This is a genomic window from Pseudoalteromonas sp. S558 (assembly GCF_005886635.1).
Lineage (GTDB): Bacteria > Pseudomonadota > Gammaproteobacteria > Enterobacterales > Alteromonadaceae > Pseudoalteromonas > Pseudoalteromonas aliena.
This window is the reverse complement of sequence record NZ_PNDU01000083.1, coordinates 1-23,313: the sequence shown is the minus strand read 5'-3', so window position 1 is coordinate 23,313 and position 23,313 is coordinate 1. Positions and strand designations below refer to the sequence as shown.

Sequence of the window (23,313 nt, the reverse complement as noted above, 5' to 3'; positions counted from 1 at the left end):
ATTTTCTCTAGCCAAAAATTTTCAGTGAAAACAAGGCGAATTTACGCGTCAATAGCGGGCCTATTGCAAGTAAATTCAACGCAGTTAGCGCTGAAAATAGCTGCTCGAGATAGATTTATTATCCAGAGTTCAGGTTATTTAGTAAATAAAGGGATTGTCGCTTCATCTTGAATATTAAAGGTTTCACTATGCTGATTACTTTTAGTCTCATCATATTTAACAATAATACACGTTACATTATCTCGAGCACCTCGCACTAAAGAGGAGTGCATTAAGGCCATTCCTGAGTCAATAATACTGCTTGGCTCTAATGATAAACATATTTCATCATCAGACAACTCGCCTGTTAGTCCATCAGAACAAAGTAAAAAAAGATCGCCCGTTTTAATGTCATTTTGAATAACATCAACGTTTACGTTTTCCATTACACCCACAGCTCGCGTTATTACATTCGATAGAGGGTGATCTTTAGCTTCCTCTACAGAAATAATCCCTTCATCAATTAAATCATTAACTTGGCTATGATCTCTTGATACTTGCGTAAGTACTCCATTGCGCAGCAAGTAAGCTCTGCTATCGCCTACCCACAAAATATAATACTTTCCATCTTTGACAAATAATGCTGTAACGGTACTACCCGCCGTTTTGTTTTCGAGATACTGGGAGCTGTAATCGTTTAGTTGTTTATTTGCCTCTTCTATCGCACTTACAATGTGAGAAACAGTTAAGTCTTTTAAGTCGCGCTCTTGTACTTTTGCTCTAATTACGTCAACAACTAACTGACTTGCAACCTCGCCGGCCTCATGTCCCCCCATTCCATCAGCCACAACCCATAAGTTATGGCTGTTTATCTCTACATGGGAATCTTCATTGAGCTGTCTTACAACACCTCGGTGAGTAATTGCGTAACTTGTATTAAAATTGCTAATCACTATTTTTTACCTGTGTGTAATTCCATTCCCAATGCTTCCATCTTCCATCTAACATTGCCGCAACTTGATTTATAGGAGGTAATGCTGAAGTTATCAGTACCATGGGCTTTATATTACAAGAGCCATGTGTCCACCAAACACTGTATTCACCATGCTTTTTATACAATAATGCATGCATCGCATCTTTCAAAACATCACTGCTCAGTTCTGTTCCTGAAAATTCAAAAGCTTCACCATCTTTATTTTTATCAACAGAGTGGGAGTAAGTCACTTGCTTGTTTTCACAAGCCGCGATTTTAATCGTTTTAGAGACCTCTTTTCGCCATGAAAAAAGATCGACCGAACCGTCTAAAACTTTTAAAACTACATCTTCATATTCAAGTGAAAAAACGCCTGAATTTAAGATATCGATAGGGTTATTGTCTGTAGTACTCAAAACCGTAAAAGGATAATGTCTGCCAACTGCATCCATACTTGGGAGCAATGTCCCCATAACGCCTTTATCGCCCACTATATTTGGGCTCAAAGCAAAATGCCAAACAGGACCTGTTAAATAACTATCTTGCCATACATCCCCAAGTTGCTCTTTGCTAACAGCAATGGCTGCTTGCAGCCATTGCTCCCAATGCTCTGAGAAGTCTTTAGAGACATTATCTTGAACAAAGTCACCTAAACAAGGCACTTTGCCTAAGTAACCAATATTTATAATCGCGTCGGACATGAAAACTTCTCTACACTTGTATTCCAAAATGGGTGTCTAATTGACTTAGGCAAGAGCTCTACTTTTGCATTATTTCCCATTAATGAGAAATGCAGCTCTAGATCTTTACGTGTTTCACTTCTTTTTTCGCTAAGTTCATCAAGCATTCTATAAAGTGACCACTCACCTTGATAAGTTGTGTTAATAGAACGCCCACCATTTGGAGGAGTAAATACAACTCTTGTTTTACTTTGTCCTGAAGCGCCAGGCCAAATAAAGTTAGTCACTTTTAGCGGGCCATGACGATACGTCATAGACTGGCCATCAATTTCTATCATTAAGCTAGATACGGTACGGTCAAGTTCAAGTGGGCGTAACCCAAATTCAATCCTTGGTGTATCACTACCACGGTCGAAAAATGCGGTTTGAATTTGGTAAGCGTGTTCAAACATTTTTAGTGCCTCATTACCAATACCAATATCTTTTTCGAACTTCCATGGACTTGAACTTATATCAACACTCGGTGCAACGTAACTATTAAAGAAAGAGTCAATTGTACCATTTGGGCCAAAAAAGCGAGTAAAGTCTTTCATGTTCACTTCTTTATCAGCCTGCGGTGCAAAAGGATACCTGCCAACAATTGCAGCGTTATATTCTCTTAACACTTTACTCTTCCAAATTTCATTTAAGTGTCTGTTTGCACTATTTTTAGTGATATTGCTTGTATCCCGGCTTATGTCTAACAACCAGCTATTAAACGGGTACGGTAAATCACGACTCTGAAATTCTAATTGACGTATAAAGCTAGGCTTACTTTTACCGCTAATTTGATCTTTTATTGAATCTTTTAGCTGATCGCCTCGGTCAAGCTTGGTTAAATAGACATTAAGCTCTCTGAGGTTTTTTTGAATATTATCTAATTGTTGCGAGTCAATCCCTATCACCTCTTCAAAAGCCTCTTCAACTTGATGTCCCGGTAATTTAATATCAAATGTGGGGGCTTCATCAGGTAAAAATCGCTTGATCCGATTCGCCTTAGTTTGCAGTGCAATTTTAGCGGCATTACCGGCAACTTTACCTGCGACCTTCTGGTTTTCTGATACAGGTAATTTAGTTAATTGAACATTTTTTTGGACCGCTGCGATAATGTTTTTGATTGGTGCTTCAGAGCCCGCGAGTACATCTGTAACATTAACCCCTTCAGCAGGCGAACTATACTGATTAAGACTCAAATCATCCAAAAATGACTGCCAATAATAAATATAATCTTGGAAGTAACGTTGCTCTAATTTTTTCTCAATTTCGTCTTTAGATATGTCATAAGTGCCCGATGCTTCTTCACCATAAACCCAGCTACTGGCCATTAAATTACCGAGCATTTTACTTTTTTCAACGTTGAAAATACCGTGGAAACCATTAAACGTGTACAAACCAGGTATACTTCTGGTGAGCTCACCATTGTTACGAAAAGTAAACTTTTGAGCGCTTTCAAAACTAATAATATCAGTGAGTCTAAACGGCGGAATACTGCTGTTAAGAAAATCAGCTTGAAGCCGTTGATATGCTCTCTCTGCTATCGGTAGTTTAGTTAGCTCACTACGAGCTGTACGCACAGCTTGATTATCGATGTCACTTTGAGTGATGCCTTTGTTTAATAATGCAGAAATATGGCCCATTAACTCATCCCTGGTTTGCATATTTTTATCACCAGGTAAGTTTCTTTCTAAATAAGCATTAAACCACGCCGTAATATCTTCGCTTTCGAAGTATTCAGGCTGAAATAGCATTAAATAGCATTTTAATGTTTCATATAAATAGCTCAGATGCTCCGGGTGAGCTTCCATTTCTTTAATTAATGTATTGCCTACAAAAGGTTCTAGATACGTTTGTAAAGAGCGATCATAAGCGTTAACCGACGACTCTTTGATTTCGCTTAACTTATTAAAGCCAAACGATGACGACTCTTGTAACTCGCTTACAAGCGGCCCACTTGCAGGTAAATTTCTCAAAGCATTGAGTCTATCATTGAGAACAAGTAGGTTATTACGATCAAAAGAAGCCGAATCAAGTTCTTGATAGGTAACAATGGCCTCTTCTGTTGCAGAAATTAAATTACTGTTCCACGCAAAACTAAAGTACCAAGAAATTGAAAAGCCAAATAACGCTAGGCAGGCAAAGGTAATACTCACAATGCGTAACCATTTGTTTTGCTTATCATGGTGCTTATTAGTACTGGCTAAGTTCTGCTCAGGAAAAATTACACTTTCTAAAACATTTTTTATAAAAAAGCTTTTTGACTGATTTATATGCTCAGATTTTCCTAAATTGCTATCACTTAAAAAGCTCGAAGGTGTACCTTCTTGGGTCGCACTTGTTAGGTAAACGCCCCTAAACATCGGTAATTCTTCATATGCGTTAGGTGTAAATATTTCCTTTAAAAACCCATCAGCAACACCTTGTAATACCCTAAGCTGCCTTGGAAATTCAAATATTTTAGCTCTTATTACTTCATTTCGCTCATTGATCAATCGACGATTTAGCATTTCCGTTAGTTTAGAAATCAACGAATGGAATTCTTTATTAAAAGCTTCAACTTGGGTGTCTTTTGCAAGGTCAAGTTCAAAGGTAACACCCCAAACTTGTTCACATTCTTCTTCACTTAATTCACCAAAAAATTCTCTAAACCCATCAATTAAATCTACTTTTGAAAAAATAACATAGACAGGAAAAGTCATTCCAAGTTGATTTTGAAGCTCTTGTAATCTTTGTTTTATTGCGCGAGCATGCAGATTTCTTTCGGTCTTGGTCTGGCTCATTAGCTCAGAAATACCCATGCTGATCATGACACCGTTGATAGGCCTAAGTGGGCGGTACTTTCGAAGTAAACCTAAAAAGCCTTCCCATGCTCGTGAGTCATGCTTTGCATGACTGTTTTGAGTTGTATACCTGCCAGCTGTATCTATCAGTACTGCTTTATTAGTAAACCACCAATCACAATTTCTAGTGCCACCTATGCCGTGCACTAAATCAACTCCCAACTTATCCTTAAGCGGATAATCTAATCCTGAGTTGTGTATTACTGTTGTTTTACCCGCACCTGGCGGGCCTATCATTATGTACCAAGGCAGCTGATAAATATTTTTGCCTTTAAATAACTTAACATCTTTAAGCAGATCAATCGCTTCGTTCATTCTTGTTTTTAACGTTGTGATCTCTTCGTTAACTTCACTGCTATTTGAATCATCACTGTCAATAAGCTCATCAGCCATTTTCTCGTCTCTTTTGCTTTGTTGCATAAGACGATAAATTTTTGATACAGAAAAAATGAGTAGCACTAGCAATATTGTTAACAATCTTGAGGCTATGCTTTCTAATGGAACGTAATCAGCAACTGCGATTAATGGACCGCCAAACCAGATCAATAATGATAGAGCAAGAAAACCTATAATTAATATCCCAGTGCGTGATGTAAGCGCGTATGTCATTTTTTTAATTTTTTGCGAGAAACTCATGTCAGCCCCATTAAAATAATAAATCGATTTCAATTCGTCGGTTTAATGACCGAGAAGCTGAATCTGAATTGCTGGCTATTGGCTCTGCAGCACCTTTACCTTCTGGCCATAAACGTCCACTAAGGTTTGTACTTTTAGCCATTGAATTAGCGACTTGTGTTGCCCTGGCTAAAGAAAGATGCCAATTAGAGGGGTATCTATCGGTATTAATAGGCGTGTCATCAGTATGACCCGTAATTAATATACGCCCTTTTGTCCCTTCTAAACTAAGCGCGAGTTTCTCAAGAATAGGCTGAAAAGAAGGCAGCAATTTTGAATCTCCTTGATTAAAAAGACTTTCACTATTAATCGAGATTCGAATGCGATCATTACTTTTTTTAATTTCGACAATGCCCATTGTTATTTCAGTTTGTAATAACTGTTCTAAAACAAGTAATTGTTGGTCTTTTTTATCAATAGATACGTCATTTGCCAGAGGATGAATGACGGCAAGTTTTTCATTAACGGAAAAAACGGCATCATTGAGCCTCATGTTAATAAATAAATAAACAGTGAGCAGCACTAAACCTAACACAGAGAAAACGACCCAAAGTGGGACTTGATTTCTTAGTTCAACACCTGCAGCGACTCTGCTTTTCCAATTGGGGGATAATTTATTACTAACTGGGCCATCTAATTGATTTAAAAGATGATAAAGTTGAGAGCGATACTCTTCGACTTTATTATCTCCGCCTGTATCTAGTCTATATTTCCCTTTAAAACCTAAATTTAGGCAGTGGTATTGTAGCTCTAAAAACTGTTTGTTTTTTTCGGGTTGACCCAATGCATCATCAAGAAGAGTGTAAAAATATTCGCCACCAAACGTTTCTTTATGGAATGTTGACAATAAGCTTTCATCGGCCCATTCCATTGAACTCCACTTTGAATTTAATACCGATTCATCTAAGATTGCACACAAGCAGTAGCGAGAATTATTAATCACATTTTTAGGTAGATTTTGGCTTCGAACTTCAACTTCAAAGCGCTTTAGTGCTTCAACACAGCGATGCTTAAGTGCTGCTAAATTAGTCATCTCCTTTGACTGACTAATTGAGATAACTAATGAAAAACAATCTGTGGCAGCTTCTAAAAGAGGGTTTTTAAATATAGATACTTTAACATTGCTTGCTTGTCTAGCTGATGGTGGCTCTACCGACATTACGGTCTTATCAGCGTCATTGCTATCAGTATTAATACTTGGTGCATTTCGCCCCAATCTACCAGGGCGAGGTTTTATAATGGTTTCGTCCATTGAAACTCTTCCTTTAAAAGTTAAGTTCTAATAGCCCAAAGGCTTAATTGAAGTTCTGGGTAATTCCCTGATAAATGAATAGCTATTCCACCACTTGAGCGAAGTTTTTCCCAGTGTTCGCCATGCTTATTTAGCTCAAAGTAATGAAAGCCTGCATGATACGGAATTTGCCTAGGTGCGGTAGGTAAACTACTAATTGTTATTCCTGGAATTTGATTATTTACAAGATCACGAATTGTTTCAACACTGCCAATTTTTATTTGTGACGGGAGTATTTTACGTAATTCTTCATGTGGCACACTTGCTTTGATAGCAAGAACAAATTGAGCTGAATTAAGCACCGATTTGTCTTTTAAAGCACCAAATGAAATACCAAACTTACTTTGCTCCAGCTTAATTTCAGTCGCTGTTTGCTCTATTACATGACTTAATGACTGATATAAGAAATTAACGACTTCGCTAAATACTTGTCCTAAATTCTTGTGGTCGTATTTGGGAAGCTTAGGCACTCTTTTGTTGACCGTACTGAACGTAGACAACTCTCCTGCGAGCTCAATAAGCCGCGTATAAAATACATTTGGGTGGAGGTTATTGACTGTTAATAGGTTTTCAAATACCGCATCATACTTATTCAGTGTTTGTAGCATAATAAAGTCAGCAACAGACGTACTTCCGGCATAACCTTGGCATAGTCTAACGGCAATACTTTCTGCGCGTTGCTTAATCATCGAACCTATTTCACGTACTAATCCTACAAGAGGTTTACACTGTCCAACCTGCAATGAGGCTGGAATATATTTAGTGTCTAACTTTATTCTACCTTCACTACTTACATCTAAAATTTTCGCTAAAGGAAGTAAAATATAACCAGAGTGATCATCTGAGGATAACACCAACTTACTAAACGTTTTCGCAACTTGGATTATTTCTTGAGATTGAGAGCCAATTAAGTCATCACTTACAGACAAATCATGCAATTTGTAACGAGTGACTATATTTTCTTCAGGCGCTGAGATATTAATCCCGCTATTTTTAAACGCAGGTATAGCAAGATACACTATCTCATCATAGACATCTTTGCCTACTACCAAAGGTTCTGGTAATGGGGTTGATTGAGGCATATCCAGCGGCAGTAGATCTGGAGTGATCGCAGATAATGCTTCAATAGCAAATTGACCTGAATTCAATAATTCAGTATCTATTGCTACTTCAAGTATTCCCCACGGATCGGCCAAATTCCCGCTACACACTTGCTTTATTACATTCGCAATATGTTTATCTGATTGCTGAAAGTGCTGTGGTCTTAAAAACATCCCTTCAGTCCACGCAACCCGAGTATTGTCACTCATTTACAAATCCTTTTTATTGCTCTCTCATGTATGTAGCAATTGCTTCCACATTAACATCTATGTCGTCATAACCCGTTGGATCGACCTCAATAACAGATCGCCATCTAGCTTGGTCTATATTTCTATACGCAACCACAACGCCTACATAACGAGTATTTTTGTTTAAACTCATTTTATATTTTTGCACTGAGTTTGGCTGTAATTCAAGTTCATCTTTTTTAATTAGGTCAGGTCCAAGTAATTTCTCAGGTGTATCATAAAGACTAAAGAAATCCTGCGTATCAAAGATAGTACGTGAACTAAGTTCAAAAATTTTCATAACTACCGGAGACGGTCTATCCGATGTATCCGGGTTTACGTTCTTGGATACATTAATAATTAAATCCGTTGAAGGCGGAACCAATTGATTAACAGTACTGCAACCGAGTACTAAAAATAGTAAACTAAAACTCATCAAATAGAGCTTAACTTTATACATTATTGCTTTCCTTTCTAGAGCGTTTCTTTAATTCTATCGTTATATGCTTTTAAGAAGTCATCTGACATCGCCATCGCACCTTTCGTATTCACTTCTTGTGATAAATCATCATGTAAACTTTCATATAGTTTCCAGCACTTGTAATCAATCTGCCCTGGTATAATCTTTAGTATATTGGCGTTATCATTTACTTGTTGACTTATATGCTGCGGAGAAACTTGCGCTAACATTCCTTTCAATACACCGTCAGCTCCTGCCAATAATGCATGTTCATGCCTGCGCGTATCAACAAAGCTTTCTTTTATTGATTCTTTAGAGGAAAGGAAGCTTGCACTATTTCTGATGAATAAATTCTGAATAACATCATCAACATCCGCAGAAAATTTTAAAGGGTTGTTTTGCTTAGTCTGAAACATCGTGTGATTTAAGCGAAGTTGGTTTTTTACATGCGCTCTTTGGCGCAGAGATTCCATAAGCTCGTTTAGTAATAAATTTAAACCTTGCCCCATTTCGAACCAATGTTCTTGTGTATTTAAAGCATCCTGCAATTCGGCTTTAACGCCTAATCCCTTTAAAAAAGCATCTGATAGCGCAGAGCCACTGCTCACAGTGGCCTTCGCTGATGATGGCTCTGGTGTGTGAACTTTAGCCGCTACATTTTGCTTTGGAGGTGTGGGTGCAATTTCAGGTTTTTGAGGTTCTTCAAAAACCGGCTTGTCTGCAACTAAAGAAGCAGGAGCCATAAGACTCGATAACTCATCCCAATCTTCAGGTATTTGATTATTACCACCAGAGAAGCTTTCTTGTACCATATCAACAGCAGGCATAGATTCATCTAACAGAGATTCGTTTGTAAAGTGATGCGGTTGCGAAAATGACTCAGGCTTATTTCCCATAAAATCATCACGGTGTTGAGACAAACCAGCATTGCTCGTAGCAGCGCCCTGCGGCTCAACTAACTTTACATCAATTTGAAAATCGCCAATAGTAAGTACATCTTTATCTGAAAGGCGTTGTCGATTACCTTGACCAAGCGGCGTCACACCAAAATTGACAAAAACACCGTTAGTAGAGTCGTCATAAACGTAAAATGCATCGTCTTCTTTTTCTATTCTTCCGTGCTTACTCGATATAATCTTTTCAGGATCGGGAAAGTGCCAGTCACATGTTTTAGAACGGCCAAAGGTGAGTACATTTTCTGTTGTCTTAGATGCTTCAATTTCAGGTGAGAGTCTATGATAACTAGTTATGTTTAGTATCAGTTCCATTTGATAAGTTAGTCCCATAAATCTTCAATTGCACTAGGATAAAGTACAAGAGAAACTATTGTCAACATTGAAATTAATATATGGACACTGTCTTGATCTTACTAATCTAAAAAATACGGGAAATATATAATTTATTAATGAAATAGTATTATAAAAATATGTTGTTAAAAAAACGCTGTGTATCGCTATTTTAAATTCTATTTATTAAAAACATCTTAATAAAAAAACACATTATGTAACGCTTTAGAAAATTATCATTCATAGCAACCAAAGTACTGCTCTGCTCTTTTAAATTCAAAGTACCCGCCAAGTAGATTGTTTTATTTTTATAAAATATTACAAACATTAAATTAGTTACAAATTGAAAACAACATCGAAGCCACAAAGACGTGATTTAGATCTAAATATTAGGCAATTGAATCATTGCTATAGTGGGAGAATTTTGTAAAAATGGTGGACTGTATCAGAGGGAAAGTTGGTAAGAATAAAAAACTTACCTATGCGATTATTTACATTAACACAACAAAAGGACTTACGATGAGCAGTATCAATAGCTCAAGTGATAAAACTCAAATTGCTTCACTTGACTCTAATCTTAAAAGAACACCGCCAAAAAATAAAATTAATCTAATAGGTAAAAAAATATCAGGTCGTTATTTGATCGAAGAACTTATTGGTCAAGGCGGAATGTGTTATATCTATAGAGCTAGAGATACATTTTTAGAAAATGCGACTCGCTCAGAAGCATTTGTAGCAATCAAAATTTTACAAGAAGAGTTCTCTCACTCTGAAGAAGCAATTTCTCTTTTAAAAGACGAGACATCAAAAACACAGCAACTCTCTCACCCTAGTATTGTTAAAGTTTTTTCTGCTGATTCAGACGGTGACTTATATTACGTTACAATGGAGCTGATCGAAGGGGAGACCTTAGAGCAAATCATTAAACGAAATAAGCCTTCGGGTTTGGTGTTTAAAAAAGCCAAAATTATTTTAGAACAACTAGCCGATGCTTTAAATTATGCCCATTCAAAAGGCGTAATACATAACGATCTTAAACCTTCTAATATTATTTTTGACAGTAATGGTAATTTAAAAGTACTCGATTTTGGTATTGCTAAGCATAAAAGTATTGAAGATGCCTACGCAGTAAACAGTAATACCGAGCTAGGTGTAGTTGGTGGGTACACACCAACTTACGCCAGTCCTGAGCAGCTAAAAGGCGCTGATGCTACGCTCAGAGACGACGTGTTTTCATACGCATGTATTGCCTTTGAATTACTTAGTAGTAAGCATCCATTTAATCGTGTTGCCGCTGACAAACTCCCTAAAGACACGACGGCTAAACGTCCTAAAAATTGCCCGCTATGGTTATGGGGAAGTTTAAATAAAGCACTTTCATTAGAAACATCGAAACGGCACGACTCTTTAGTGCCCATATCAAATAAACTTAAATCCAATCTAAAGCCAACTATGATATTCGTCGCAGTATCAGCTGCTTTGATCCTCATCGCTGGTCAATTAAATTTATCCAATGGCAATAACATAAAACAGCTAGAAGCAAAGCTTGATAATGCTAATGCTATTAATCAACAAATAGAAACTTGGATGGCGTGGAATGGCCCAGCTATTTTGCAAAGATTAGGTGAAATACCTCCACAGTATAATGTGTTAAAACAAGGTCTGTTGAGAGTTAACCAAGACACTATATTGAAAAACTTTGCTGACCAAGCAAACGATAGCAGCAACAACTCAAGTAAATTTAAAAACTTTGATGAAATAATTGCTATATATTCTAATGCGCTTGAATATTATCCTGACTCAGAAACACTTTCTGTTCAACTTGAAAGTGTTCTTAGGGAACGCCAATCTATAATTTTTGATATTACATCAAGGATTAACTTATTATTAGAACAATCACGTTATAACGAAATTGACAACAACAGTATTCCTCAGCTAATCAGCGATCTCAACGAAGTCGACAACACTTACGTATATAGCCCTTCACCTACACATTTTGAGAATTTTGAAGTTGCTTTAAACCAAGCCATTGAAGTAGACGACGTGGTATCTCAAAAAGCGTTATTAAATGTAGGTAAGGCTATATTTACTGATAAACAAAAAGCTGAAAGTCTATTTACCAATTTACTAAAAAGAGAGTCGGCAATTGATGCGTTAAGTTCGTATCAGAAAAAATTAGATGCGGGAGAACAAGCCACTTACCCAACATCAGACGCTGTTGTGTTCTATCTGCCAAGATTTCAACGTTATGATGAAATGCTAGAAAATATAACCGATCATAAAGCACTATTAGCTTTTGAAGAGCAAGTGAATTTGGAATCAACCGGACTTCCAAGCGACTTTTCTCTTTTAGTTTCATTTCGAAAAGAGTTATCAAGACGTTATATTACAATGGCCAATGCATTGATGAAAAAAAGAATGTATAAAACGGCAGAGCAGTTAGTGGAAAGAAGTGAAGCTATCACTAAATCTTTGGATAATTTACTTTAAAATAAGCATATCAACTCGTAGAGTTATTGCTCTGCGAGTTACATAACGAAAGTGACAATAATTGAATAAGCAGTAGATACATATTAAACTATTGCTATTTTTTAAAACGAGAGTTAGGGACGACAAGTTGAATACTTCATTTACTCTTCCAAAATTTTCGAAACACTCAATACTTTTAAATGGACTATTTATGAAAAAACTAAGCGCATTTGCAGCCATCCTTTTATTAAGCGGTTGTTCAACAACTTCATCTGTTGATGAAACTGAGCAAGTAGTTAATGAAGTCGTTATGGATGTTGAAGAAGTTGTAGCGCCAATTTCATTAACAGTTATCGCTAACCCAGCCGATGCCCGTGTTCGCATTATGAATATTTCTCCTATCTACCAAGATGCAATTGAACTTGAAGAAGGAAAATACGATATTGAAGTAAGTAAAAAAGGATTTATTACTTACAGAGAATGGGTTGTTGTTGATAAAAAAACAGTAGTCACTGTTCAATTGCAAAAAGCGACGGCAGGCCAATAATCGCTGTAAACAATATAAATCTTTTTAGCTAATGTACTTTTCTATAAAAGTATATTAGCTTCTCTACTACCTAACCAAATATTCAACTCACAACCCTTTTATGTTTGATAACTCCGAGTACTTATAACGCCAATATGCACTCAATTAATGCATTAGTATTACAAGAGTGTTTTAAAATAATGGTTAGCATACCCCAAGATGCATATATTAATTAAAATACACAACCACAGCACAATAATAAAACGTTTTTTTTGCGACTTATGACGCAATAACTGTTGAGCTATTAATGCACCAGGCCATCCCCCGAAAAGCGCTATTAACTGCAATGTTCGCTCCGGTGTACGATTTACTTTTTTATATACCGATTGCTTAGCTTTGCGTTTATCCCACGCATATACTAAAAAGCTTAATGCGCTCAAAACGCTGATATAGATTGGTACATAAATTAGCGTGTAATTAAGCGTATAAGCTAGCCAAGTAAAAATGATAAAAAGGCTCGCTATCGTTATTAAAGTTTTCTTTATCAATTAATTATCACCTATACTAACTTTATAAAACTAAAAAAAGAGAGTGAAAGTATGACATATTTTAAAACGCTATTCTTAGCCTTATGCCTGTGTGTATTTACGTTTAGTTACGCAGATGAAAATAACCTAACTTTAGATAAACAACTAGCTGTATTTCAACCTTTTTTGGGTACTTGGCAAGCTAACTTTGAAGTAGCCCAAGGCGAAAAGCCAATTCAAGATGTAGGTAAGTGGGAACGAGCACTCAATGGTAAAGCTATTCGCACTGCACACTCTATTAATGAAGGTGAGTATGGCGGCGAATCTATGATTTTTTACGATAGCAAAAAAGAGTTACTCGTTTTTTATTACTTCACAACGGCTGGTTTTTACACTAAAGGCACATTAAAGGTGCTAAGCCCCACTCAATTTGTAGCCTATGAGGATGTAACGGGTAGTAAAGAAGGAATTACTAAAGTTAAATCTATGAGTGAACTAAAAGACGAAAAATTTATTGTATCGACCTCTTACTTAAAAAAAGGTGAGTGGACAAAGCCCGAACAACGTATTTATACACGTAGTACAAAAACGGTTAAATTTAAATAGCCGCAATTTATAGACACAAAAAAGGCAGCCTAGGCTGCCTTTTGTCATTTATAAAATCGTATTTATTTTACGTATTTTTTAAATGGTTCATCAACAGGCGTATCTGCAAGGTGGTTAGTGTAATTACTCATAACTTTTTGAGATAAGCCTACAATGATTTCAAGTAGTTGTTGCTTGCCATAACCTGCTGCAAAAAACTTTTCAATTTGCTCATCGCTGATCACACCGCGCTCACGTGTCATTGCTAATGTTGTTTCACGAAGTGTTTCAAGCTTAGAGTCCGCAAGGGGTGTTTGATTTACCAATGCATCAACAATATCTTGATCAACTTTCATTGAAGCTGCTATAGCGCTATGTGCAGGCACGCAGTAATGGCAGTTATGTTCAACATTAATTGATTGCCATACTACAGTAAGCTCTTGTGCATTAAACGATGTTTTTTGAAACAAGTCATGCAGCACTTGATACCCTTTAAGTAATGTTGGCGCTTCAGCCATTACTGCATGTAAGTTAGGGACCATACCAAATGCAGCTACTGAATCAGCCATTAGAGACTTTGACTCTTCAGGTGCATTTTCTGCTGTGTATAAAGTAAATTCTGACATGTTTAGCTCCAATAAATAATTAGGTTTAAGTAACTTCGAAACACATACTATTTGATTTTGAGCGACTGTTCAAGTTAAAATTGAGCAAGTGTTCAAATTAATTGAGAAATGACATGGCTAACAAAATAAAGTTTGAGCGTGAAACCGTTGTCCGACTTGCAAGTCAGCTATTTTGGGAGAAAGGTTTTCATGCAACCTCAACGCGCGATTTGCAAGAAGCAGTTAACATGCGCCCTGGCAGTATTTACGCTGCTTTTGGTTCAAAGGAAGGGCTTTATATTGAATCTTTAAAAGACTACACAGTACAAATGCAAACCCAAATTAACGAGTGTTTATCTACTTCAGATAATATTCTTGATGGTTTACGCATTTTTGTTGAGGATGTAGTCACAAAAAAAGAAAATATACCCAGTGCAATTTGCATGTTGGTGAAGGCCAATTGCGAATTTGCCGAGAAAGATAGTCGCCTATATCAACTTAGTTTAGATTTAGCAGATAAATTTGAAAGCTATCTTTCAATTCTCTTTGAGCAAGCAATAGCAAATAATGAGCTGAGTAATAATATACCTGCACAAGATTATGCACGATTTTTTGAGGTTCAGTTTACTGGGCTACGCGGTTACTTTAATCGTCCAGGTGTTGAATCGCTAGCTCAACCTATGATTAATCAAATGTTCACAATTATGAAGAGTTTATAAACTCACACCTCAATTATTTGCATAAAAAATGACAGTGATTTAATCACTGCCATTTATATTTATGCTAACACGAGTCAAACGTTACGTTTTTAACTTATTAAGTTCTGAATCTTGCTGCGTGACCAACTTATTGAGCACTTCGCTGCTGTCGCCAGCTTGCGCCGATAAGTCAGATAACTGCGAGGCGGCGTCTGATATAAGCGTTAAATTGCGGTTGATCTCTTCTGTCACTAAGCTTTGCTCTTCCGCTGCAGTAGCAATGTGCGTGATTTGGTTTGTTATTTCATCGACTTTAACCACAACACTGTGCAATGCATCAAATGCAACAGATGTTTCCTCTACTGCACTTTGTGCACGCACCACACCCTTTTCGATAACCGTTGAAGCATTCCCAACTTCATGAAGTAAACTATCAATTAATTTACTTATGTCATCAGTGGATGAGCGTGTTTTAGAAGCAAGCGCTCTCACTTCATCAGCTACAACAGCAAAACCACGACCGTGCTCACCTGCGCGTGCAGCTTCAATAGCAGCATTTAACGCTAGCAAATTAGTTTGTTCTGAAATGGTACGGATCACATCCAAAATTTGTGTAATATCTTTACTACGCGATGCCACTTTTTCAACAGCTTGGTTAGCTTCTTTAATTTCTTCTGACATCGTTTTAACTTGCGTCATCGCAGAAGATAAACTCGATTCGCTACTGACTACTAAGCCATTGATTTCGTCAGCTTGTTGCGCCGATTGCTCAGATGCTCTAGCCACTTCGAGTGCCGTAGCGCTCATTTCATTCATAGCCGTTACTACGCTTTCAATCTCTTTAAATTGTGCTTGAACATTTTGCTTAGTATCTATGGCGATATGCGATGCAATTTCGCCTTGATGTTTTGTTTGTTCAGAAACTGCTTTTAACTGAATTATTAATTCTCTTAATTTAGATAAAAAACGATTAAAACCAGCAGCTAGGGCAATTAGCTCAGCATGCGTATCAACTTCTAAAGTATGAGTAAGATCCCCTTCTGAGCTTGCTAAATTATCAACTCGTTTTTGGATCTGCTCTAAAGGGGCAACCACACTACTAACAACCAATTTCATTACAATAAAAGCAATAACAGCAATTACTGAGCCTGATACTAAGATTAATAAACCAAGATACTTGGCCATTTCTGACATGTTATTAGTTAAAGTAACCGGTCCAGCTAATGCTAAATCTGCAGGCACCTCAATTAGTAACGTCCAACTTACATCGGCTAATTTAATTTTAATAGGATATGAAACTAAAATGTCATTTCCAGATTTATAGACTCCTCCTTCGCCATCTAAGCTCTCAAAATTTTTGTTTACAGAGTCATTAATTGCTTCTTTAAAAGGACGCCCGAGCTTATCTTTATAATGACTACTACCAACGATTAAATTTAAGCTACTTAACAAAGTCACTTTTGCTTTACCGTTGTATAATTCTTCTGATAACTTTTCGGTTAAAGATTGAAAAACAGGTAAGGTAATGTCTGCACCAGCTAAACCTATAAATTGGCCCGACCTCATTATTGGCACTGTAAGGGAGGTCATCATTTCAGAATAACCGGGGGATATCTCGTATAAATAAGGCTCCATGATGCATGGCTTTTCACTATCCTTAGCACATAAATACCATTCTGCTTCACGTAAGCCAAACTCATTAAGTTTAGTTATATATTTTTCGCTCGCGTCTTCTACAACTTGTTGCTTAACAACACCTTGTTTACTACGCGTAAAATAAATCTCTAGCGTTCCTACGCCTTTTACTGAATGAGGAAAGCCGCTAGTGAAGTTAGCGTCACTGTTGTCAAAGCCATTTTTTTCAAATTGAGAATAGATAGAAGACAACAAAGCATTGTCGGTGATAAGCGATCTATTTAATAGCACGGCAGAGTCACGGCTCAACGCGTTTTTTTCTGCTGATTCACCTAAAATAGAGGCTAAAGAAAAAGGAACTCGGTATACCTCATTTATAAAAGCGGCAATTTGCTCGCCGTATGAAGCGGCTTTTGCTGTTAGCTTTTCATCGACTTCTGTGACAATTAATTGTTCTGCTTCAATTGACAACTTAGTATTGCTTGATGAAAGCTCAGACCACAAAATAGTCGATAAAACGATAACAGTGAGTAGTATTCCACCCACACTGATCCACAATAACTTTTTTGCTAGCGCTATTTCCCGCATTAAACTTACCTTCCTTTTACGTAGTTACTTTCAGTCTAGACTAATTGCCAAATCATACTAGCTAAACTACTAAACTAAAACTACATTTAAGGTCGTTGCGCTAATTTAACCTAATTTTATTAAGAAAAAAGGTGATTAAGGTTGCAGCTATGAGTAAACACACACTTACCCATAAACATGCCACCAACCCATAAATTTGGAATACCCAACCAGAAAGCACCGTACCAAGTAAACGCCCTATTGCGTTGGCCATATAGTAAAAACCAACGTCGAGCGACACCCCATCGTTTTTAGCAAAACTTACTATTAAGTAACTGTGCAGTGATGAATTTACAGCAAATACACCACCAAAAATAAGTAAGCCAATTACAAGCGTAAAATGTACTACTATGTCTAATTGCATCAACAACGCTAAAATGCCAGTTACACCACTTAATAAAACGACCCACCAATACGCTTTTTTGACCGAATGTGAAGTTGAATCACCTTGCCCAGTTATGCGCGGAGCTTGCGATTGCACCAGCCCATAAGCAATAACCCACAAAGCCATAAAGCCGCTTACCCACCAGTGATCCCAGTTAAACTGAGCGGCTAAGTAAACCGGTAATGCAACGACAAACCACACATCGCGCGCCGCAAACAAACATAAGCGCGCAGCACTAAGTAAGTTTATTGCCCGGGATTTAGAAAATAACTCTTTAAACTTAGGTTTGTTTTTAGCTTTGCCAATATCGCCTTTCAAAAAAATTAAACTAATAACCCACGCAACACTGAGTAAAGCTATTAAGCTTACTAGCGCACCTACAAAGCCAAATACAGTAAGCAGTAATCCACCTAAAAAAAAGCCCACCCCTTTTAAAGCATTTTTAGAGCCGGTAAGTATGGCAATCCATTTATATAATTGACTTTGCCCCTCATCGCTTTGCGGTACTAAATACTTAATGGCGCTCTTTGCGCTCATTTTATTTAAGTCTTTAGCTATGCCACTCAGTGCTTGCGCTGCCATAACATAGGCAACCGTTAACCAATCTCCTGGCACGCACAACATGGCTAAAGCGACAAGTTGTAGCCCAAGCCCTACATTCATGGTTTTATTTAACCCTAAATACGCGCCAAGCCAACCACCGACTAAATTAGTGATCACACCAAAAATTTCATAAAACAAAAACAACATGGCTATTGCAAATGCACCATAACCTAACTGATGAAAATACAGCACCACCAGCATGCGCAGTGCACCATCGGTTAAAGTAAATGCCCAATAGTTACCAGTAATTATTAAATATTGTTTTATAGAACTCGGTAAGTTAGCCAACTGCGCAAACATAGCGTTAAACCTTATTAAATGAGATTAAACTAAATCACTTTTTGCAACTTTAAGCATTAGCTCAGCAGTACGGTTGGCATAACCCCACTCGTTATCATACCAAGCATATAATTTAAGCTGAGTGTTGTTAATAACCATAGTAGAAAGTGCATCTATGGTGCAGCTACGTGGATCAGTTTTGTAATCTATAGATACAAGCGGCTTTTCTTCGTAGCCTAAAATGTCTTTTAGCTCATTATTTGCAGCGTTTTTAAACCAAGTGTTTACTTCGTCTTGTGTAACACCTCGCTCTAGCTCAAAAACACAATCGGTAATTGACGCGTTAGTGAGAGGTACACGCACGGCATGGCCGTTTAATTTACCTTTTAGCTCGGGGAAAATATGCGTAATAGCCGTTGCACTACCGGTTGTAGTAGGTATTAAACTTGTACCGCACGAACGCGCACGGCGTAAATCTTTATGAGGGGCATCAATAATCGTTTGAGTATTAGTAATATCGTGAATCGTGGTCATTGAGCCGTGTTTAATACCCACTTTTTCTTGCAGTACTTTTACTATTGGTGCTAAACAATTAGTTGTGCAAGAAGCAGCCGTAACAATTTTATGCTCCTTTGCGTTAAAAAGGTCATCGTTTACACCCATTACTACATTTAATATACCGTCTTCTTTTACTGGCGCCGTTACTACAACGCGCTTAACACCTTGTTCTAAATATTGATTTAACAGCTCAGTGGTTTTCATTTTACCGCTGGCTTCTATTACTACATCGCAATCTGACCAATCAGTTTCATTTATGGTTTTGTTATTGGTAACTGTAATCGTGTGTTTGCCCACACTAAAGCTATTATCATCACTAGAAACCTGCTGCGCTAAGCGTCCGTGTACTGAGTCAAACTCAATTAAATGTGCGTGTGTTTTAGCATCGCCCGCTACATCATTTACTTTAATAAACTCGATTTCTGGCCAATCAACTGCTGCACGCAGTGTTAAACGCCCCATACGGCCAAAACCGTTAATACCTACTTTAATAGTCATAATTAAATACCTTTAATAAGTTAATTTATTAGTTAGTTACAGCAGCTAGTAATACGTTCAGGGCGATTACCCATCGCGTTTAAGCGCGTTAAATCATTTTCATAAAATGAAGGATTAGCAGTAAGCGTTTGCGTTAGCACCGTTTTAGCCCATTCTGGCAGGGCTTTATTAATGCTGTAATACACCCATTGATTTTGTTTGCGGTCGCTCAACAATCCGCATTGTCTTAACTGCGCTAAATGGCGAGACACTTTAGGCTGGCTTAGCTCAAGTGCAGCAACCAGTTCGCATACGCACAACTCTCGCTCGCGGCTAATTAGGAGCATTGCTTTTAAACGCGTATCGTCCGCTAGACATTTATAAAATTGAAGTGGATTGAATTGTTCCATAGTGTCCTCGCAGTGTTAGTGCACATACAATAAAACAAAAACAGAATATATGGAATATTGAATATATGATTTTTTGCATATTAAATTGATTTTACCTTAAAACGCAAAAAAGCACACAACGACTGATTGTCGCTGTGTGCTTTTTAAATATTATATCAGTTAGCTATTAAATAACTGAAAGCTCTACTTCAATATTGCCACGTGTTGCGTTTGAATATGGGCATACTTGGTGTGCTTTATCTACAAGCTCCTGCGCTGCAGCTTTATCCATATCACCTAGTGATACAGCAAGTTTTACTGCAATCCCAAAACCGCCTTCAATCGCGCCAATAGACACTTGTGAGTCAATGTGCGTGTCGCTTGGTAGTGCTATTTTTTCACTACCTGCTACAAATTTAAGTGCACCAATAAAACACGCAGCATAACCTGCGGCAAATAATTGCTCAGGGTTAGTGCCTTGACCGTCGTCTCCGCCTAAACCTTTAGGTGTTGATAAATTTACATCTAAACGACCATCATCAGATTTAGCTACGCCTTCACGGCCGCCAGTTGCCGTTGCTTTTGCTGTGTAAGCTACGTTTTGTAATACATTCATAATGAACTCCAAAGTTTAAAAATAATAACCAATTTAGTTTGTGTGCAAAATAATAGATCAAGTAATTAGAGATTGCAAATACTTTGCATGCAAATTAAAATAGCGAATATTGAAATGAAGGAAAAAGTTATGCCGTTTGAGCAATTAAAGTTAAAAAATCAGTTATGCCATCGGTTATACATGGCATCTAACAGTATTGCGCGTGCGTATCGCGAGCCTTTAAACGAGCTAAATTTAACTTACCCACAATACGTAGTAATGATGGCCCTGTGGGAGCAAGACGAAATAACAATTGCAGAGCTAATAGATAAAACCGCGATAGATGGCGGTGCAATGACCCAAATACTCAAAAAAATGAGCGACAAATCATTACTGGCTGTTATTAAAGATGAGCACGACAAACGCAAACGCCTAGTGCAGCTAACCCAGCATGGCCAATCGCTTAAGTTAAAAGCAGCCGATATTCCTAAAAATATTTTATGTAAATTTGATAGTGTAGATGCAACACAAGCGAAACAGTTAATGCAACTGCTTGATTTAGTAGTAAACGACTTAGCCGATTAAGCTTTAATTAAAATGACTCATATGAAAAAATTACTTTTGTTGGCGCATATAAAAAATAGGCCGCTAATTTACTTTTTAAGTGACTACATTTTTTAAAAAGCCTTGCACATTTAAGTGACCCAATAGTTGCAGGGCTTTTTGCTAAAAACACACCACACTGGTGCATATTTTAAAAATACTTCACCGCTTTGGTGCTAATCCTTAAGTATATATTTGCACTTAAATACTAAACACCTGATTTCTATTCATAAAATATTCAAGTTAATGTTGGCATACTTCTTCCTATAAACTGATGTGTTCAGTGAAAATACCAAGGAAAAATCATGTTCAACTTATACCATACCCTTTACCTCTTATGGCGTTTAGACATTAGCGTTTGGCAAGTTAATGATCCAACAAATACCCACACCACGGCTGAAAAAGAACGCGCCTATGTTAAATAATAGCGTATTGTGTAAAGGCTTAGCGTAAAACTGAAATGTATAAACTACTTTAGGCTAAGCTTTTTCGCACTATGAACCACCTAATATAAAAACACTCCATCTAAAAGATCACATTTAAAAACATCAAAAATCAATAAAAACACTGTGCTTATAACTTTGCAAGCAGCCCGATTGCGTTGTATTGTGGCATCCTATTGAAAATTTTTAGTTGGAACGTGTATGCACGCTTTGGAAGTTAATTTTGATGGTTTAGTTGGTTCTACCCACAACTACGCTGGTTTATCGTATGGTAATGTTGCCTCGTTAAATAACGCAGCAAGCTTTTCAAATCCTCAAGAGGCAGTACTGCAAGGCCTTGAAAAAATGAAAGCCATGCACGACAAAGGCCTAACTCAAGGTGTATTTGCACCCCATGCGCGCCCCGACTTAAACGTACTGCGCCGCTTAGGCTTTACAGGCAACGATGCTCAAGTAATCCACAAAGCATTTAAAGCAGATCCTATTTTATTACGCGCGTGTTATTCAGCGTCTGCAATGTGGACAGCTAATGCCGCGACGGTATCACCATCTCCCGATACAACCGACGGCAAAGTACATTTTACTTCAGCTAATTTAAATAATAAGTTTCATCGTTCATTAGAGCCTGCAACCACTACACGCTTATTAAAAGCGATGTTTAATAACGACAAATACTTTGCGCACCATACCCATTTGCCAGACCAAGGCTTTTTTGGCGACGAAGGTGCAGCAAACCATACTCGTTTTTGTGACAGCCACGGCGAGCAAGGCCTTGAAATGTTCGTATTTGGTGCCAGCGCGTTTAACAGCCAATTACCAAAACCAGCTAAATTTCCTGCAAGGCAAACGCTTGAAGCCTCAGAAGCAATTTGTCGCTTACATAACTTAAAAGATTCAAGCCAAATTTTACTACAGCAAAATCCAGACGTAATAGACCAAGGTGTGTTTCATAACGATGTAATTGCAGTCGGTAACGCCAATGTATTACTGTGCCACCAGCAAGCATTTTTAAACCAAGCTTTGGCACTGCAAGATATTCGCGACGCGTATGTGGGCAGTAAAGAGTTTTACATTATTGAAGTACCAAGCGATAAAGTGAGTATTAACGATGCAGTAAGTAGTTACTTATTTAATAGCCAACTAGTGAGCCTTAATGATGGTTCAATGTTATTAGTTGCACCACAAGAGTGTAAGCGCAACAGTGCAGTCAATGCCTACATTGAAGAAATGATTATGGCTGATAACCCAGTCAACCAAGTACAGTTTTTTGATTTACGCCAAAGTATGCAAAATGGCGGCGGCCCAGCTTGTTTGCGTTTACGCGTAGCCCTTAACGAGCAAGAACTCGCTGCAGTAAACCCAGACGTTATTTTAACGGATACTAAATACACACAACTGTGTGACTGGGCAAAACGTAACTACCGCGACAAATTAGGCGCAAGTGACTTTGCAGACTCAGCCCTACTCACCGAAAGCTACCAAGCACTTGATGAACTTACACAGCTGCTTAATTTAGGCTCAGTGTACGACTTTCAACTAGAAGGTTAATACTAAAGCGAATAAAAACATAGCGAACCAAACCTCGCTATGTTTATTTATACAGAGCTGCGTTGATCTTTGTGGGTTTAAATTGGTTCAATTCAGGAAGGTTTATTCACAGCCGAGGTTTATAAGCCCAGTAGACTTGGTTATACCAACCTGCTTATATATGGGGTCTATTTAACGTTAAGAAAATTACGCTAGAACTAGGCAAAAATTTTT

At 37.6% G+C, this 23,313-nt stretch carries 20 protein-coding genes; 6 read left to right on the top strand and 14 right to left on the bottom strand.

The window, feature by feature from the left end; all coding sequences use genetic code 11:
- Positions 1-134: 134 nt before the first annotated feature.
- The 7 genes from CWB66_RS06845 to tagH are packed head-to-tail and all read right to left on the bottom strand — an operon-like array spanning position 135 to position 9,530.
- Positions 135-932: a PP2C family protein-serine/threonine phosphatase gene (locus tag CWB66_RS06845; RefSeq protein ID WP_138584789.1), complete on the bottom strand. Its 798-nt coding sequence runs from the start codon at positions 930-932 to the stop codon at positions 135-137.
- Positions 925-1,653, bottom strand: a complete 729-nt coding sequence (gene tagF, locus CWB66_RS06840) for a type VI secretion system-associated protein TagF (protein WP_077535547.1) — start codon at positions 1,651-1,653, stop codon at positions 925-927. The genes CWB66_RS06845 and tagF overlap by 8 nt, the downstream gene beginning before the upstream one ends.
- Entirely contained in the window at positions 1,635-5,144 is a 3,510-nt protein-coding gene (gene tssM, locus CWB66_RS06835; RefSeq protein WP_138584788.1) for a type VI secretion system membrane subunit TssM, read from the bottom strand. The genes tagF and tssM overlap by 19 nt, the downstream gene beginning before the upstream one ends.
- Positions 5,145-5,154: 10 nt before the next feature.
- On the bottom strand, positions 5,155-6,435 hold the full coding sequence (gene tssL, locus CWB66_RS06830) for a type VI secretion system protein TssL, long form (RefSeq protein ID WP_138584787.1): 1,281 nt from the start codon (positions 6,433-6,435) through the stop codon (positions 5,155-5,157).
- A 20-nt stretch (positions 6,436-6,455) separates the two neighbouring features.
- Positions 6,456-7,784, bottom strand: coding sequence for a type VI secretion system baseplate subunit TssK (tssK, locus tag CWB66_RS06825; RefSeq protein ID WP_138584786.1), 1,329 nt, complete (start codon positions 7,782-7,784; stop codon positions 6,456-6,458).
- 13 nt (positions 7,785-7,797) lie between these two features.
- The gene (tssJ, locus tag CWB66_RS06820) at positions 7,798-8,262 is read right to left on the bottom strand and encodes a type VI secretion system lipoprotein TssJ (RefSeq protein ID WP_077535543.1); all 465 of its coding nucleotides are present in this window, start codon (positions 8,260-8,262) and stop codon (positions 7,798-7,800) included.
- 14 nt (positions 8,263-8,276) lie between these two features.
- A complete protein-coding gene (tagH, locus tag CWB66_RS06815) occupies positions 8,277-9,530 on the bottom strand; it encodes a type VI secretion system-associated FHA domain protein TagH (protein WP_138584790.1) in 1,254 nt (417 codons plus the stop codon).
- Positions 9,531-10,067: 537 nt separating this feature from the next.
- Between tagH and CWB66_RS06810 the strand changes: the two genes are divergently transcribed.
- Together CWB66_RS06810 and CWB66_RS06805 are read left to right on the top strand one after the other, a co-directional pair.
- Positions 10,068-12,038 (top strand): serine/threonine-protein kinase, encoded by a 1,971-nt coding sequence (locus CWB66_RS06810; protein WP_138584785.1) that lies wholly within the window; start codon positions 10,068-10,070, stop codon positions 12,036-12,038.
- A gap of 190 nt (positions 12,039-12,228) precedes the next feature.
- Positions 12,229-12,564 (top strand): PEGA domain-containing protein, encoded by a 336-nt coding sequence (locus tag CWB66_RS06805; protein WP_138584784.1) that lies wholly within the window; start codon positions 12,229-12,231, stop codon positions 12,562-12,564.
- 158 nt (positions 12,565-12,722) lie between these two features.
- Here CWB66_RS06805 and CWB66_RS06800 read toward each other — a convergent pair whose 3' ends face one another.
- Positions 12,723-13,091 (bottom strand): DUF1294 domain-containing protein, encoded by a 369-nt coding sequence (locus tag CWB66_RS06800; protein WP_138584783.1) that lies wholly within the window; start codon positions 13,089-13,091, stop codon positions 12,723-12,725.
- Between the two features lie 51 nt (positions 13,092-13,142).
- On the opposite strand from CWB66_RS06800, the gene CWB66_RS06795 reads away from it, so the two are divergent.
- The gene (locus CWB66_RS06795) at positions 13,143-13,676 is read left to right on the top strand and encodes a hypothetical protein (RefSeq protein WP_138584782.1); all 534 of its coding nucleotides are present in this window, start codon (positions 13,143-13,145) and stop codon (positions 13,674-13,676) included.
- A gap of 62 nt (positions 13,677-13,738) precedes the next feature.
- Here the strand turns inward: CWB66_RS06795 and CWB66_RS06790 are convergent, their stop codons facing one another.
- Positions 13,739-14,281: a carboxymuconolactone decarboxylase family protein gene (locus CWB66_RS06790; protein WP_138584781.1), complete on the bottom strand. Its 543-nt coding sequence runs from the start codon at positions 14,279-14,281 to the stop codon at positions 13,739-13,741.
- A 113-nt stretch (positions 14,282-14,394) separates the two neighbouring features.
- Here CWB66_RS06790 and CWB66_RS06785 point away from each other — a divergent pair, with 113 nt between their 5' ends.
- Entirely contained in the window at positions 14,395-14,979 is a 585-nt protein-coding gene (locus CWB66_RS06785) for a TetR/AcrR family transcriptional regulator (RefSeq protein ID WP_138584780.1), read from the top strand.
- An 81-nt stretch (positions 14,980-15,060) separates the two neighbouring features.
- Here the strand turns inward: CWB66_RS06785 and CWB66_RS06780 are convergent, their stop codons facing one another.
- The 5 genes from CWB66_RS06780 to CWB66_RS06760 all read right to left on the bottom strand — a co-directional run bounded on the left by CWB66_RS06780 (position 15,061) and on the right by CWB66_RS06760 (position 20,527).
- On the bottom strand, positions 15,061-17,181 hold the full coding sequence (locus tag CWB66_RS06780) for a methyl-accepting chemotaxis protein (RefSeq protein WP_138584779.1): 2,121 nt from the start codon (positions 17,179-17,181) through the stop codon (positions 15,061-15,063).
- A 100-nt stretch (positions 17,182-17,281) separates the two neighbouring features.
- A complete protein-coding gene (gene arsJ, locus CWB66_RS06775; protein WP_138584778.1) occupies positions 17,282-18,508 on the bottom strand; it encodes an organoarsenical effux MFS transporter ArsJ in 1,227 nt (408 codons plus the stop codon).
- A gap of 24 nt (positions 18,509-18,532) precedes the next feature.
- Positions 18,533-19,543 (bottom strand): ArsJ-associated glyceraldehyde-3-phosphate dehydrogenase, encoded by a 1,011-nt coding sequence (locus tag CWB66_RS06770; RefSeq protein WP_138584777.1) that lies wholly within the window; start codon positions 19,541-19,543, stop codon positions 18,533-18,535.
- 32 nt (positions 19,544-19,575) lie between these two features.
- A complete protein-coding gene (locus CWB66_RS06765) occupies positions 19,576-19,932 on the bottom strand; it encodes a metalloregulator ArsR/SmtB family transcription factor (protein ID WP_138584776.1) in 357 nt (118 codons plus the stop codon).
- A gap of 166 nt (positions 19,933-20,098) precedes the next feature.
- The gene (locus tag CWB66_RS06760) at positions 20,099-20,527 is read right to left on the bottom strand and encodes an organic hydroperoxide resistance protein (protein ID WP_077535531.1); all 429 of its coding nucleotides are present in this window, start codon (positions 20,525-20,527) and stop codon (positions 20,099-20,101) included.
- A 129-nt stretch (positions 20,528-20,656) separates the two neighbouring features.
- Between CWB66_RS06760 and CWB66_RS06755 the strand changes: the two genes are divergently transcribed.
- Together CWB66_RS06755 and astB are read left to right on the top strand one after the other, a co-directional pair.
- Entirely contained in the window at positions 20,657-21,091 is a 435-nt protein-coding gene (locus CWB66_RS06755) for a MarR family winged helix-turn-helix transcriptional regulator (RefSeq protein WP_039486559.1), read from the top strand.
- Between the two features lie 662 nt (positions 21,092-21,753).
- Entirely contained in the window at positions 21,754-23,100 is a 1,347-nt protein-coding gene (astB, locus tag CWB66_RS06750) for an N-succinylarginine dihydrolase (RefSeq protein WP_138584775.1), read from the top strand.
- Positions 23,101-23,313 lie beyond the last annotated feature (213 nt).